Raw genomic sequence first — 14,134 nt, forward strand, 5'->3', positions numbered from 1 at the left:
ACATTCGATCTCACGGCCAGGGCCATGCCCTGCGACACGTGCGGCACCAGGAGACAACACGATGCGGCTTGCCAGCTGGCGTTGGGGTGGTATGGACCACGTGGGGCTGATCTCGCCCGACGGACGCGAGGCCACGCCGCTCGCGTGCAACGACGCCAGCCGTGGCGTGCAGCCGCTGGTCGAGGCGCTGGCCGAAGGCCGGCCGCTGCCGCGCGAGGCCGGCACCAGGCTCCCGGTCTCGGCCATCACCTTGCGCGCGCCGCTGCCGCGCCCGCACCGCAACCTGTTCTGCGTCGGCCGCAACTACCGCGCACACGCGGCGGAACTCGCCGGCACCGTGTTCCGCGACAGCCTGCCCAAGGAGGACGAGTGGCCCATCGTCTTCACCAAGACGCCGCAGACCGTGATCGGCCCCTTCGACACCGTGCGCCTGCCGGGCCGCGCCGTCACCGAGCAGATCGACTACGAGAGCGAGCTGGCCATCGTCATCGGCAAGCAGGGCCGCGACATCCCCAAGGGCCGCGCGATGGAGCATGTGCTGGGCTACACCGTGGTCAACGACGTGAGTGCGCGCGACGTGCAGACGCGCCACCAGCAGTGGGACCTGGGCAAGAGCTTCGACACCTTCTGCCCCATGGGCCCGTGGATCGTGACAGCCGACGAACTGGAAGGGCGCAGCACCCGCGTGCGTGGCTGGGTGAACGGCGAGTTGCGCCAGGACGGGCGGACCGAGGACATGATCTTCGACATCCCCACGCTCATCGAGACCTGCTCGCGCGGCATCACGCTGCTGCCCGGCGACATCATCGCCACGGGCACGCCCTCGGGTGTGGGCATGGGCTTCAAGCCGCCACGCTGGCTCCAGTCCGGCGACGTGTTCAAGGTGGAGATCGATGGCATCGGCGCCATCGAGAACCGCTTCCAGTGAGGCCCGCGCGATGCCGTTGCACCTGATCGAACGCATGGTGGCCGAGGACGAAGGCGAGGGCGACGCCGTCGTCTGCATCCACGGCCTGGGCGGCAGCGCCAACACCTTCGGGCCCTTGCTGCCGGCGCTGCAGCGCTGCCGCGTGCTGCGGCCCGATCTGCCGGGCAGCGGGCGTTCGCAGCGTGCGGAAGGGCCCTTGACCATCCAGCGCTACGTGGACGCGGTTCAAGCGTTCTGCGACCGCGCCGGCATCCCCCGCGCGCATGTCGTCGGCCATTCCATGGGCACCATCGTGGCCCAGCACCTGGCCGTGCAGAACCCGAGGCTCGTGCGCAGCCTCGCGCTGTTCGGCCCGTTGATCACGCCGCCCGACCCGGCCCGCAACGCCATGCGCGCCCGCGCCACCAAGGCCCGTGAAGGCGTGGCCGGCCTGCACGAGATTGTGAACCAGCTGACCCAGGTGGCCGTGTCGTCGGAGACGCGCCAGAACCATCCCCTGGCGGTGGCCTTCGTCCGTGAGAGCCTGATGCGCCAGGAGCCCGAGGCCTACGCGCGCAGCTGCGAGGCGCTGGCCGGCGCCGAGCCGGCGGCCGTGGACCGCATCGCCTGCCCGGTGCTGCTGGTCACCGGTGACGAAGACGGCGTGGCGCCGCCGCAGGCCGTGCGCGCCATGGCCGAGAAGATCGCCGGCGCCCGTGTGCAGGTGCTGTCGCGCTGCGGCCACTGGACGCCGGTGGAGCGGCCCGAGGATTGCCAGCGCGCGCTGCGCGAGTTCCTGTCCAGCGTGAGGGGCTGACATGGCCGACATCCACTTCACCAACGTGCGCATCTTCGACGGCGGCGGCGAGCAGCCCTTCATGGGCGAGCTGCTGGTGTCGGGCAACCGCATCCACCGCGTCGCCAAGACGGCTTTCGGCCAGCGCAGCCAGCCGGTGGCCGGTGCCACGGTCATCGATGGCGGCGGCGCCTTCCTGATGCCGGGCATGGTGGAGGCGCACACGCACTTCAGCTGGAACGACCAGCCCAGCCTGGACGCCATCCAGCGCATGCCGCCCGAGGAGCACATCCTGTGGTGCGCCGAAGTCGCCAAGCGTTACCTGGACATGGGATGGACGAGTTGCGTGGGCGCGGCCGCCGCCAAGCCGCGGCTCGACGTGGTGATCCGCAACGCCATCAACGACGGCACCATCATTGGCCCGCGCTACCTGGCGGCCAGCCAGGAGATCACGGTGCCCGGCGGCCTGGGCGACACCACGCAGCCGCACCTGCCACAGCCGGAATTCGCGTTCGGCGCCGTCGTCAGCGGCGCCGAGGAGATGCGCCGCTGCGTGCGCATGTTCGCCAAGTACGGCGTGGACACGCTGAAGATCAACCTGTCGGGCGAATCCATCACGGGCATGTCGTCCGAGCGCAGCCAGTTCACGTCCGAGGAGGTGCGCGTCTGCGTCGAGGAGGCCAAGGCCTGGGGCAAGCGCGTGGCCGCGCATGCGCGCAGCACCTGGGCCATCAAGCAGTGCGTGCAGCTGGGCATCGAGGTGATCTACCACGCGAGCTTCTGCGACGAGGAGGCGCTGGACCTGCTGGAGGCGCACAAGATGCAGCACTTCGTGGCGCCCGGGCTGGCCTGGCTGATCCGCACCGTGCACAACGCCAGCGAGTACGGGCTGACGCCCGAGGTCACGCGCAAGATGGGCTACCACCGCGAGCTGGAGGCGGCCATCGCGAGCATGCAGGCGCTGCGCCGGCGCGGCGTGCGCATCCTGCCCGGCGGCGACTACGGCTTTGCCTGGACGCCGCACGGCACCAATGCGCGCGACCTGGAGTACTTCGTCAAGGTGGTGGGCATGAGCACCATGGAGGCGCTGCTGTCGGCCACGGCCTGGGGCGGGCCGATGATGAAGCAGGGCAAGGAGATCGGCTACCTGCGCGAGGGCTGCCTGGCCGATGTGCTGCTGATCGACGGCGACCCGCTGGCCGACATCACGATCCTGCAGGACAAGGCGCGCATCCTGGCCGTGATGAAGGATGGCGAATTCCACCGCGCGCCGCCGGTGCGCGAGGGCAGCGGTTCCCCGTATCTGCGCGAGGTGCGCCCCAACCGCTGGGCGGCTTGAGGAGACGACGATGGCCGAAGTCCTGTTCACCAACGTGCGCATCCTCGAAGGCGGCACGCAACAGCCCTACCAGGGCAGCGTGCGCGTGGCGGGCAACCGCATCCGCGAGGTCGGCCGCAGCCTGGCGCCCGTAGGCGGTTTCCACAGCGGCGTGCAGGTCATCGACGCGGCCGGCGCCACGCTGATGCCGGGCATGTGCGAGGCGCACACGCACTTCAGCTGGAACGACGCGGCCACGTTGGCTGCCATCCAGGCGATGCCGCTGGAAGAACACGTGCTGTGGTGCGCCAAGGTGGCAGGCCGCTATCTGCAAGCGGGCTTCACCTCCTGCGTGGGTGCGGCCTGCGCCAAGCCGCGGCTGGACGTGGTCACGCGCAACGCCATCAACAAGGGCCAGATCCCCGGCCCGCGCTACCTGGCCGCCAGCCAGGAGATCACGGTGCCCGGCGGCCTGGGCGACGAGACGCTGCCGCACCTGCCCTTTCCCGAGTTCAGCTTCGGCGTGAACGTGAACGGCGCCGACGACATGCGCAAGGCCGTGCGCCGCTTCCTGGCCTACGGCGTGGACTCGATCAAGCTCAACCTGTCGGGCGACAACTTCACGCCGCAGTCGCCGGCCGGCACCACCTGGATGACCGACGCCGAGGTGGCCGCCGCCATGCAGGAGGTCAAGATGCGCGGCAAGCGGGGTGTGGCCCATGCGCGGTCGGCCGACAGCGTCAAGCAGGCGCTGCGCCACGGCATCGAGCTGATCTACCACGCCAGCTACACCGACACCGAGACGCTGGACCTGCTGGAGGCGGCCAAGGACCAGGTGTTCGTCGCGCCCGGCATCGCCATCCTCTACGCCATGCTGCACGAGGCCGAGCCGTTCGGCATCACGCACCAGATGGCGGTGGACATGGGCTACCAGGACGAATGGGACAACGCCATCGCCTCGCTGCGCGCCATGCACCGGCGCGGCATCCGCGTGCTGCCGGGCGGCGACTATGGCTTCGCGTTCACGCCGCACACGCAGAACGCGCGCGACCTGGAGTTCTTCGTGAAGTACCTGGGCATGACGCCGCTGGAGGCGATCCGCTCCACGGCCGAGTTCGGCGGGCACGTCATGAAGCAGCCGCACGACCTGGGGCTCATCAAGCCTGGGTACCTGGCCGACCTGCTGCTGGTCGATGGCGACCCGCTGGCCAACCTGTCCATCCTGCGCGACCCCAAGCGCATCCTGGCGGTGATGAAGGACGGCGTGTTCGCGAAGCTGCCGCCGGTGGCCAGCGAGCGGCGTTGGGAAAGGGCGGCATGACGCGCACCGCGCGCATCCTGCTCTGGCTGCTCATCGGCGGCCCCATCGGGGTGTTCTCGCTCTGGGCGCTGTTCGACAACGCGCGCCTGTACGTGGTCACCATGCTGAACGGGCTGACGCTGGCTTCGCTGTACTTCATCGTCGCGAGCGGCTTCACGCTGGTGTTCGGCCTCATGCGCAACGTGAACCTGGCGCACGGCTCGCTCTACCTGCTGGGCGGCTACGTGGGCTATGTGGTGGCCGACAAGACCGGCTGGTGGCTGCTGGCGCTGGCGGCGGGCTTCGCGGCGGCGGCCGTGGCGGGCCTGCTGATCCAGGTGCTGATCCTGCGCCGCATGCAGGGCCAGGACCTGCGCCAGACGCTGGTGACCATCGGCCTGTCCATCGTGATCGCCGATGTGCTGCTGTGGATCTTCACGGGCCAGGTGCACCAGATGGAAGCGCCATCGTTCCTGCAGGGCCCCATCCGCGGCCTGCCGCTGATCAATGCCTACGGCGCCTTCCGGCTGAGCCTGCTGGGCTTCGGCCTGGCCATCGGCTTCGGACTGTGGTGGCTGCTGAACAGGACCCGCGTGGGCGCCATGATCCGCGCCGGCGTGGACGACCGCGGCATGCTGGCCGCATCCGGGGTGAACGTGAACCTCGTGTTCGCCATCACCTTCATGCTGGGTGCCGGGCTTGCGGGCTTCGGCGGCGTGATCGGTGCGGTGGAGCTGTCGATGGTGCCGGGCGAGGACATCCGGCTGCTGCTGGCCTCGCTGGTCGTGGTGATCGTGGGCGGCATGGGCAGTGTGGTGGGGGCCGCCATCGGTGCGGTGATCCTGGGGCTGGCGGAGACCTATGGGCTGGCTTATGCGCCGACCTACAGCGTGGTGTTCACGTTCGTGATCCTGATCCTGGTGCTGGCGTTCCGGCCGCGCGGGATCATGGGGAAGGCAGCATGAGCGCACTCGGCGAGGGGCCCCGCGCAGCGGGGATCGACGGCAGCGCGAAGGCTGCAAGCCGCCGACCGGCATGTCCGTTCGGCCCGCACAACGGTTCGGAGGCGGCAGCATGAGATGCAAGCTTGTGCACTCGGTCTTTGCGGTGGCGCCCGACCACGCCGACGGTGTGCTCCACTCCGCGAATGTCCCCCGCCCAGGGCCGCAGGCGGCCCAGGGCTCCTCCTTTATTTCGCTGCGTGGAGCACACCATCGTCGTGGTCCGGAACCGTCGCGTCGCACGAGCCAGCACGACGCGACGTGCCCAGGGTCGAGGGTACCGGGTGGCCTCTGCAGCGAAATAAAGGAGGAGCCTGGGCCGCCTGCGGCCCAGGCGGGGGACATTCGCGGAAGAGGCCACCCGGTGCCCTCGGCCCCCGCGCCACGCCTCCTGCGCAAACCGCAGCGAGGGGAGCTCCTGCGATGAGTGCCTCCCAATGGCGCCGCGCCATGAACCGCCAGCCCACGGCGCCGGTCACCCGACCCCGCCCCAGCGCTGCGCCGACGGCCGCCAACACACCGCAGCCCCGCACAGCCGCCTGGCGGACCCTGCGCCCCCGCCACGGCATCGTGCTGATCGGGGCCCTGCTGTTCCCCTTCGTCGCCACGCCCTTCTTCACCTACCAGGTGGCAGCCCAATCCTTGGTGTTGGGCCTGATCGCCCTGTCGCTGACCTTCCTGGGCGGCTACGGGGGCATGGTCTCGCTGGCGCAGATGACCGTGGCCGGCATCGCGGGCTACGCCATGGCCGTGCTGGGCACCAGCAGCAGCGCGGCCATCAGCCTGGGCTGGCCCTGGTGGGTGGCGGTGCCGTTCGCGCTGCTGATCGCGGTGGCCTGCGCCGCGCTGATCGGCTGGCTGTCGGTGCGCACCGAGGGCATCTACACCATCATGATCACGCTGGCCATCGGCGTGGCGTTCTACTACCTGGTGCTGCAGAACTACAGCATCTTCAACGGCTTCCAGGGCCTGCGCGAACTGCACCCGCCCGATGTGTTCGGCGTGGACTTGCGCAAGCCGGTGCCGTTCTATTTTCTTGCGCTGGTGTGCGCACTCGCGGGCTACGGCCTCGTCAAGTGGATCGTGCGCGCACCCTTCGGCATCGCGCTGCAGGGCGTGCGCGACAACCCGCGCCGCATGGCCGCGCTGGGCTACGACGTGGTGGCGCACCGCGTGGCGGCCTACGCCTTCGCCGGCCTGCTGGCGGCCGTGGGCGGCATCCTGCTGGCCTGGTACAACGGACTGATGACCCCCGGATCGGTCGGCACCAGCTGGCTCATCAACATCCTGGTCGTCGCGGTGCTGGGCGGCATGCGCCACCCCATCGGCGCGTTCGTCGGCGCGGTGCTGTTCGTGCTGCTGCAGACCTTCGCCATCGACCTGGTCGACCGCGAACGCTTCAACCTCGTCATCGGCGGCGTGTTCCTCGCCATCGTGCTGTGTTCCCCCGACGGCCTGCTCGGACTGTGGGCGCGTGCGCGTGCGCGCTTCGCACCCCGGCAGACCATGACAACGCCAACCCCAAGGAGACAAGCGTGAACCTCAAGCAAACCCTGCTGGCCGCTGCGGCCACCTGCGTCGTGACCGGTGCCTGGGCCCAGGGCGGCCCCATCAAGATCGGCCTGCTGGCCACGCTGGAAGGACCGTTCGCGGCCGGTGGCGCCGACGGCATGCGCGGCGCGGAGCTGGCCGTCAAGGAGCGTGGCGGCATGGTGGCGGGGCGCAAGATCGAACTCATCAAGGCCAGCTCGGACGCCAAGCCCGACGTGGCCGTCAACGCCACGCGCAAGCTGGTGGAGCAGGACAAGGTCGACATCATGGTCGGCCCGCTGTCGGGCGGCGAAGGCATCGCGGTGAAGGACTACTCCAAGACCCAGCCGCAGGTGACCTTCATCAACGGTGCCTCGGGCGCGCAGGGCACCACGCTGGACAGCCCCAGCCCCAATTTCTACCGCTTCAACACCGAGGGCGCGCAGTGGATGGTGGGCCTGGGCCAGGCCGCGCTGGACAAGGGCTACAAGCGCGTGATGGTCATCGCCGAGGACTACGCCTTCCCCTATTCGCAGGTGCAGGGCTTCATGGCCGAGTACTGCGCCAAGGGCGGCAAGGTGCCGGTCAAGGCCTGGGTGCCGCTGGGCGGCAAGGACTACAGCTCGGTGATCGCGCGCATCCCCAAGGACGTGGACGCGCTGCTGGTGGTGCTGGGCGGCGCCGACGCGGTGAACTTCCTCACGCAGTACGAGAACGCCGGCGGCGACAAGCCGATGCTGGGCGGCTCCATCACGGTGAGCCAGGACGTGCTGAACTACCGCGGCAAGCGGCGCGATTCGCTGGTGGGCACGCTGTCGGCCGGCCCGGTGGCCGACAGCTACGACGGCGCCGGCTGGAAGTCCTTCGTGGCCGACTACCAGAAGACCTACCCGGTGTCCTCCGGCGCGTTCCCCAGCCCCAGCCTGTTCGCCTACGTGTACTACACCAACATGAAGGCCGCGCTGGACGGGCTCGACGCCGTGAAGGGAGATCTCTCGGGCGGCCAGGCCAAGTACCGCGAGGCACTGCAGAAGCTGGTGCTCAAGACGCCCACGGGCGACGTGCGGCTGGACGGCAACCGCCAGGCCATCGGCACCACCTTCGTGACCGAGGTGGTCAAGGACGCGCAGGGCAACCTCACGACCAAGGTGAGCAAGAAGGTCGACAACATCGACCAGCTGCTGGGCATGAAGAAGGAAGACTTCAAGATGGGCACGCGGGATGTCCCCGCCTGCCCCTGAGCAAGGCTGAACGCGTGGCCACCGTCACTCCGCTGCGCCCCGCCGCCCGTTCCAGCGCCGCCCCGCGCGCGCTGGCCTCGGGCGATGCGCTCGCGCTCGAAGGCGTCACGCGCGCCTTCGGGGCGCTGCGCGCCGTGGACGACGTGAGCTTCTCGGTGGCCGCCGGCCAGCGCTATGCCGTGCTGGGCAGCAACGGCGCGGGCAAGACCACGCTGTTCAACGCCATCACGGGCGACTTTCCGCCGACCAGCGGGCGCATCCGCTTCTTCGGCGAGGACATCACGGCGCTGCCGCCGCACGAACGCATCCGCAAGGGGCTGCGGCGCACCTACCAGTCCTCGTTGCTGTTCCGCGAGCTCAGCGTGCGCGACAACCTGTTCCTGGCCGTGCGCGGCGTGGCCAACGGCCGCTTCAGCCTGCGGCGCGCCGGGCCGGGCCACGGCTCCACGCAGGCGACCGAGGAACTGCTGGAGCGCGCCCGCCTGGCCCACATCGCCGACGAGCTGGTGGCCAACCTCGCGCATGGCCAGCAGCGCCAGCTGGAGATCGGCATGGCGCTGGCCGGCGCGCCGCGGCTGATCCTGTTCGACGAGCCGGCCGCCGGGCTGTCGCCGGCGGAACGGCGCGAGCTGGTGGCGCTGCTGAACGCACTGCCCGCGCACATGGGCTTCGTGATCATCGAGCACGACCTGGACATCGCGCTGCGCGTGACCGAGAAGGTGACCGTGATGCACAACGGCCGCGTGCTCAAGACCGGCACGCCGGCCGAGATGGAGAACGACGGCCAGGTGCAGGCCATCTACATGGGCGGGAGGCATTGATGGACGCACCGCTGCTGGCCATCGACGGCCTGGATGTCTACTACGGCCGTGCCCACGCGCTGCAGGGCATCGGCCTGGTGCTGGACAAGGGCGTGCTCGGCATCGTCGGACGCAACGGCATGGGCAAGACCACGCTGTGCAACGCCATCTGCGGCCTGCTGCCGCCCGTGGGCCGCGCCACCGGCAGCGTGCGGCTGGCCGGCGAGGAGATCCTGGGCCTGCCGCCCGAGCGCCGCACCCGGCGCGGCGTCGCCTACGTGCCGCAGGGCCGGCGCGTGTGGCCCTCGCTGACGGTGGACGAGACGCTGCGCCTGGTCGCGCCCAAGCGGCGCGACGTGGACAAGGTCTACGCCATGTTCCCGCGGCTGGCCGAGCGCAAGGGCAACGGCGGCGCGCAGCTCTCCGGCGGCGAGCAGCAAATGCTGGCCATCGGCCGCGCGCTGCTGCTGGAGCCGCGCCTGTTGGTCATGGACGAACCCACCGAGGGGCTGGCCCCCGTCATCGTCGAGCAGGTCGCCCAGGCACTGCGGGCGCTGGCGGCCGACGGCAAGATCGGCGTGCTGCTGATCGAGCAGAACCTGGGCGTGGCCATCGGGGTGGCCGACCGCATCGGCGTGATGGTGAACGGCCGCATCGCGCAGCTGATGCCCGCGGCGGAACTGGGCGCCGACCGCGCGCTGCAGGAGCGGCTGCTGGGCGTGCGCACCGGGCCGGACGAAGAGGCTGATGCTGTGCCCATGCCGCAGGCCGACAGGCCGGCCACCGTGATCACGGTGGCGCGCATGCATGGCGACGGCGCCCCGTCTCTGGACGCGCTGCTGCCGCGCACGGTGCGCGGCTTCAACCGCTGGAACAGCGGCGACACCGCCGCGCCCGTGACCGACATCCCGCGCATGGCGCCACCGACGCCGGCCGCACCCGCGCCATCCCCCGTGCAGCGCGCGGCCCAGGTGCTGGAGTTCCCCGTCGCGGCCAGCAGCGAGCGTGCCGCCTACGTGGCGGGCACCTTCGACACCAAGGGCCGCGAGCTCGCCTACCTGCGCCAGTGCCTGGAGAAACTGGGCCTGCGCGTGGTGACGGTGGACCTGGCCACCAGCGGCAAGCCCTCCCCCGCCAGCGTGCACCCGCGCGAGGTGGCGCGCCACCATCCGCAGGGCGAGGCGGCCGTGTTCAGCGGCGACCGCGGCAGCGCCGTGACGGCGATGGCGCTGGCCTTCGAGCGCTACGTGCTCACGCGGCGCGACCTCGGCGGCCTGGTCTCGGCCGGCGGCTCGGGCGGCACGGCGCTGGCCACGCCGGCCATGCGCGCGCTGCCGGTCGGCGTGCCCAAGATGATGGTCAGCACGGTGGCCAGCGGCGACGTGCGGCCCTACGTGGGCCCCAGCGACATCTGCATGATGTATTCGGTCACCGACGTGCAGGGCATCAACCGCATCAGCGAGCGTGTGCTGGCCAACGCCGCCCACGCGCTGGCCGGCATGGTGACCCACCCGATGCCGGAGAGCGAGGCACGCAAGCCCGCGCTGGGCCTGACCATGTTCGGCGTGACCACGCCCTGCGTGCAGGCCGTGACCAGGCAGTTGGAGGAGGCCTACGACTGCCTGGTGTTCCACGCCACCGGCACGGGTGGCCAGAGCATGGAGAAGCTGGCGGACTCGGGCCTGTTGGCCGGCTGCATCGACGTCTCCACCACCGAGATCGCCGACGAGATCGTGGGCGGCACCATGTCGGCCGGGCCCACGCGGCTGGACGTGTTCGCGCGCCATTCGCTGCCCTGGGTCGGCTCGGTCGGCGCGCTCGACATGGTGAACTTCGGCGCGCGCGACACGGTGCCCGAGCGCTTCCGCGCGCGGCGCTTCTACCAGCACAACGCCAGCGTGACGCTGATGCGCACCACGGCCGAGGATTGCCGCGCCATCGGCGCCTTCCTGGCCGCCAAGTGCAACGCCATGCGCGGGCCGGTGCGGCTGCTGGTCCCCGAGGGCGGCGTCTCGGCCATCGACCGGCCCGGCCAGCCCTTCCACGATCCGCAGGCCAACCAGGCGCTGTTCGACACGCTGGCCCAGCACTTCCGCAGCAGCAGCGACCACCAGCTGGTCCGCCTGCCGCACCACATCAACGACGAGGCCTTCGCCGACGCGCTGGTTGCCGCCTGGCGCCAGCTGGCGGCCCGCAACGAGGAACGCACCCATGCCACGCATCGCCAGGGATGAACTGCTGCGGCGCTTCCGCGCCAAGATCGCTGCGGGCCGGCCACTGATCGGCGGCGGCGCCGGCACCGGACTGTCGGCCAAGTGCGAGGAGGCCGGCGGCATCGACCTGATCGTCATCTACAACTCGGGCCGCTACCGCATGGCCGGCCGCGGCTCGTTGGCGGGGCTGCTGGCCTACGGCAACGCCAACGAGATCGTCTGCGAGATGGCGCGCGAGGTGCTGCCCGTCGTCAAGCACACCCCGGTGCTGGCCGGCGTGAACGGCACCGACCCCTTCATGATCCCCGAGCAGTTCTTGCGCCGGCTGGTGGACCTCGGCTTCTCGGGCATCCAGAATTTCCCGACGGTGGGCCTGATCGACGGGAGCTTTCGCGCCAACCTGGAGGAGACCGGCATGGGCTATGGGCTGGAGGTGGAGCTGGTGGCCCGCGCGCGCGCCATGGACCTGCTGACCACGCCCTACGTGTTCTGCGAGGCCGATGCGCGCGCCATGGCGAAGGCCGGCGCCGACATCGTCGTCTGCCACCTGGGCCTGACGACGGGCGGCAGCATCGGTGCCGAGACCGCGCTGCAGCTCTCGGACTGCGTGGCACCCATCAAGGCCTGGGCCGCCGCCGCCAAGGCCGTCAACCCCGAGCAGCTGGTGCTGTGCCATGGCGGCCCCATCGCCACGCCGGAGGACGCCCGCTGGATCCTCGGCCAATGCCCTGAACTGCATGGCTTCTATGGCGCCAGCTCGATGGAGCGGCTGCCCACCGAGATCGCATTGACTGAAACCACCCGACGCTTCACGGAGATTGCACTATGACCGGCGCTGAATTCGGCAGCTTCCTTCTCGGCCTGATCGTGGTGGTCATCGCCGTGGCCATCGTGGTCTGGCTGTTCCACTGGCTGTACCTGCGCAGCAGCAAGGAGCGCGCGTTCGTGCGCACCGGCATGGGCGGGCAGAAGGTGGTGCTGGGCGGCGGCGCCTTCGTGCTGCCCATCGTGCACGACGTGATCCCGGTGAACATGAACACGCTGCGGCTGGAGGTCAGCCGCGGCCGCGACAAGGCCTTGATCACCAAGGACCGCATGCGCGTGGACGTGATCGCCGAGTTCTACGTGCGCGTGGCCGCCGAGCCCGAGGCCGTGGCGGCCGCCGCCCAGACCCTGGGCCTGCGCACCATGGAGCCCGAGCAGCTCAAGGAGCTGGTGGAAGGCAAGTTCGTCGACGCGCTGCGCACCGCCGCGGCCGAGATGAGCATGGAGGAACTGCACGAGAAGCGCGGGGCCTACGTCAAGCGCGTGCGCGAGGCCGTGGCCGGCGACCTGACCATGAACGGCCTGGAGCTGGAGGCCGCCTCGCTGACGCAGCTGGACCAGACGGCGATGGAGTACTTCAACCCCAGCAATGCCTTCGACGCCGAGGGTTTGACGCGGCTGACCGAGCAGATCGAACGCCGCAAGAAGCAGCGCAACGACGTGGAGCAGGACACGCTGATCGCCATCCGCAACAAGAACCTGGAGGCCGAGAAGCTGAGCCTGGACATCGACCGCGAGGCCGAGCATGCGCGCCTGCACCAGCAGCGCGAGGTGGAGATCGCGCGGGCCCGCCAGCGCGCCGAGCTGACCAGCGAGCGCGCCCAGAGCGAGCAGAACGCCGAGGGCGCGCAGATCACGGCCAAGCAGGCCATCGACCTGGCCCGCATCCGCAGCGAGCAGAGCCTGGAGCAGGAGCGCATCACCAAGGAACGCACGCTGCAGGCCGCAGAGATCGCGCGCCGCCAGTCGCTGGAACTGGCCGAGCAGCAGCGCGCCATCGCCGTGGCGCGCGAGAGCGAGGCGCTGTCGAACGCGCAGGCCGGTGCCGAGGCTGCCCGCGCGCTGGCCGTTGCGGCCGAAGAAAAGGTGTTCACCGCGCGCGAGGTGGAGATGGCCGAGCGCAAGAAGGCCATCGAGCTGATCGGCGCCGCGCAGGCGGCCGAGCGCGAGGCGCTGCAGCTGACCACCGCGGCCCAGGCAGAGAAGGCCGCCAGCGCCGACCGCGGGGCCGCCATCCGCGCGCAGGCCGAGGCCGATGCCGACGCGGACCGCATCAAGGCCCTGGCCGTGCGCGTGCGCGCCGAGATCGAGGCGGAGGCACAGCGCTGGATGAACGAGGCGCAGAACGTGCTCTCGCCCGAGGCCCGCACCTCGGCGCTGCGCATGCGCCTGGTGGAGAAGGCCGAGGGCATCATCCGCGAATCGGTGCGGCCGATGGAGCGCATCGAGGGCATCAAGATCCTGCACGTGGACGGGCTGGGCGGCGGCGGGGGCGGTGGGGGCGATGGCGGTGGCGGCGGCTTCGCCGATGGCGTCGTCAACTCCGCGCTGCGCTTCCGTGCGCAGGCACCGCTGGTGGACCAGCTGCTGCGCGAGATCGGCCTGGACGCGGGCGACATCCAGCGGCTGGCCGGCGCCAGCTCGGGCGCGAACGCGGCCTTGCCACCGGCCCAGCAGAAGGCTGAAACCTGATGGTCCGCCTGTACGTCTCCACCGTGGTCGAGGCCGGCGCCGACAACGTCTGGGCACGCATCCGCGACTTCAACGGGCTGCCGCAGTGGCATCCGGGCATCGCGGACAGCCGCATCGAGAACGGCGAACCGAGCGACCGCGTGGGCTGCATCCGCCACTTCCACACGCGCGACGGCGGCACCATCCGTGAGCGGCTGCTGGCCCTGTCCGACTTCGACTACGCGCAGACCTACGAGATCCTGGAGAGCCCCATGGGCGTGGAGCACTACGTGGCCACGCTCAAGCTCACGCCCGTGACCGACGGCAACCGCTGCTTCGCCGAATGGAGCGCCGAGTTCGACTGCGACGAGGGGCGCGAGCAGGAGCTGACGCGGACGATTGCCGATGGCGTGTTCCAGACCGGCTTCGACGCGCTCAAGCGTCTGTACAGATGAGCCCCCACGCTCGTCACTTCGTGTACTCGCTGCCCCCCAAGGGGGCGCAGGCCCGCCTTGGGGCGGCCCGGCGGTGG

General features: G+C 70.5%; 12 protein-coding genes and 1 pseudogene. All 13 read left to right on the forward strand.

The genetic code is table 11. The features are described 5' to 3' along the window. Window positions 1-61 precede the first annotated feature (61 nt). The 13 genes and pseudogenes from ASF44_RS01990 (at window position 62) to ASF44_RS02045 (ending at window position 14,057) form a co-directional block, all read left to right on the forward strand. Window positions 62-928: a fumarylacetoacetate hydrolase family protein gene (locus tag ASF44_RS01990; RefSeq protein WP_056897485.1), complete on the forward strand. Its 867-nt coding sequence runs from the start codon at window positions 62-64 to the stop codon at window positions 926-928. Between the two features lie 10 nt (window positions 929-938). Next, window positions 939-1,724, forward strand: a complete 786-nt coding sequence (locus ASF44_RS01995) for an alpha/beta fold hydrolase (protein WP_056897486.1) — start codon at window positions 939-941, stop codon at window positions 1,722-1,724. A gap of 1 nt (window position 1,725) precedes the next feature. After that, entirely contained in the window at window positions 1,726-3,042 is a 1,317-nt protein-coding gene (locus tag ASF44_RS02000; RefSeq protein WP_056897487.1) for an amidohydrolase family protein, read from the forward strand. Between the two features lie 10 nt (window positions 3,043-3,052). After that, on the forward strand, window positions 3,053-4,342 hold the full coding sequence (locus ASF44_RS02005; protein ID WP_056897488.1) for an amidohydrolase family protein: 1,290 nt from the start codon (window positions 3,053-3,055) through the stop codon (window positions 4,340-4,342). Continuing rightward, window positions 4,339-5,286: a branched-chain amino acid ABC transporter permease gene (locus ASF44_RS02010; protein ID WP_082524462.1), complete on the forward strand. Its 948-nt coding sequence runs from the start codon at window positions 4,339-4,341 to the stop codon at window positions 5,284-5,286. Before ASF44_RS02005 ends, ASF44_RS02010 begins: the two co-directional genes overlap by 4 nt. 459 nt (window positions 5,287-5,745) lie before the next feature. After that, window positions 5,746-6,861, forward strand: coding sequence for a branched-chain amino acid ABC transporter permease (locus ASF44_RS02015; protein ID WP_200930542.1), 1,116 nt, complete (start codon window positions 5,746-5,748; stop codon window positions 6,859-6,861). Beyond that, complete coding sequence (locus tag ASF44_RS02020; protein ID WP_056897490.1) at window positions 6,858-8,093, forward strand: ABC transporter substrate-binding protein; 1,236 nt, start codon at window positions 6,858-6,860, stop codon at window positions 8,091-8,093. Before ASF44_RS02015 ends, ASF44_RS02020 begins: the two co-directional genes overlap by 4 nt. Before the next feature lie 14 nt (window positions 8,094-8,107). Next, the gene (locus ASF44_RS02025; RefSeq protein ID WP_200930543.1) at window positions 8,108-8,914 is read left to right on the forward strand and encodes an ABC transporter ATP-binding protein; all 807 of its coding nucleotides are present in this window, start codon (window positions 8,108-8,110) and stop codon (window positions 8,912-8,914) included. Continuing rightward, window positions 8,914-9,384 (forward strand): annotated as a pseudogene (locus tag ASF44_RS33055) (ABC transporter ATP-binding protein); the annotation flags it as partial. The gene ASF44_RS02025 and the pseudogene ASF44_RS33055, both read left to right, overlap by 1 nt. A gap of 483 nt (window positions 9,385-9,867) precedes the next feature. Continuing rightward, complete coding sequence (locus tag ASF44_RS32710) at window positions 9,868-11,127, forward strand: Tm-1-like ATP-binding domain-containing protein (RefSeq protein WP_235579133.1); 1,260 nt, start codon at window positions 9,868-9,870, stop codon at window positions 11,125-11,127. Next, on the forward strand, window positions 11,105-11,935 hold the full coding sequence (locus ASF44_RS02035) for a phosphoenolpyruvate hydrolase family protein (protein WP_056897492.1): 831 nt from the start codon (window positions 11,105-11,107) through the stop codon (window positions 11,933-11,935). Before ASF44_RS32710 ends, ASF44_RS02035 begins: the two co-directional genes overlap by 23 nt. Beyond that, a complete protein-coding gene (locus ASF44_RS02040; protein ID WP_056897493.1) occupies window positions 11,932-13,623 on the forward strand; it encodes a flotillin family protein in 1,692 nt (563 codons plus the stop codon). The genes ASF44_RS02035 and ASF44_RS02040 overlap by 4 nt, the downstream gene beginning before the upstream one ends. Beyond that, entirely contained in the window at window positions 13,623-14,057 is a 435-nt protein-coding gene (locus ASF44_RS02045) for an SRPBCC family protein (RefSeq protein WP_056897494.1), read from the forward strand. Before ASF44_RS02040 ends, ASF44_RS02045 begins: the two co-directional genes overlap by 1 nt. Window positions 14,058-14,134: the final 77 nt, after the last annotated feature.

The sequence above is a fragment of the Pseudorhodoferax sp. Leaf274 genome (genome assembly GCF_001422445.1).
GTDB lineage: Bacteria > Pseudomonadota > Gammaproteobacteria > Burkholderiales > Burkholderiaceae_C > Pseudorhodoferax.

Coding starts and splice junctions, on each gene's coding strand:
- ASF44_RS01990 (WP_056897485.1), top strand. CDS start 62: ATGCGGCTTGCCAGCTGGCGTTGGGGTGGTATGGACCACGTGGGGCTG.
- ASF44_RS01995 (WP_056897486.1), top strand. CDS start 939: ATGCCGTTGCACCTGATCGAACGCATGGTGGCCGAGGACGAAGGCGAG.
- ASF44_RS02000 (WP_056897487.1), top strand. CDS start 1,726: ATGGCCGACATCCACTTCACCAACGTGCGCATCTTCGACGGCGGCGGC.
- ASF44_RS02005 (WP_056897488.1), top strand. CDS start 3,053: ATGGCCGAAGTCCTGTTCACCAACGTGCGCATCCTCGAAGGCGGCACG.
- ASF44_RS02010 (WP_082524462.1), top strand. CDS start 4,339: ATGACGCGCACCGCGCGCATCCTGCTCTGGCTGCTCATCGGCGGCCCC.
- ASF44_RS02015 (WP_200930542.1), top strand. CDS start 5,746: ATGAGTGCCTCCCAATGGCGCCGCGCCATGAACCGCCAGCCCACGGCG.
- ASF44_RS02035 (WP_056897492.1), top strand. CDS start 11,105: ATGCCACGCATCGCCAGGGATGAACTGCTGCGGCGCTTCCGCGCCAAG.
- ASF44_RS02040 (WP_056897493.1), top strand. CDS start 11,932: ATGACCGGCGCTGAATTCGGCAGCTTCCTTCTCGGCCTGATCGTGGTG.
- ASF44_RS02045 (WP_056897494.1), top strand. CDS start 13,623: ATGGTCCGCCTGTACGTCTCCACCGTGGTCGAGGCCGGCGCCGACAAC.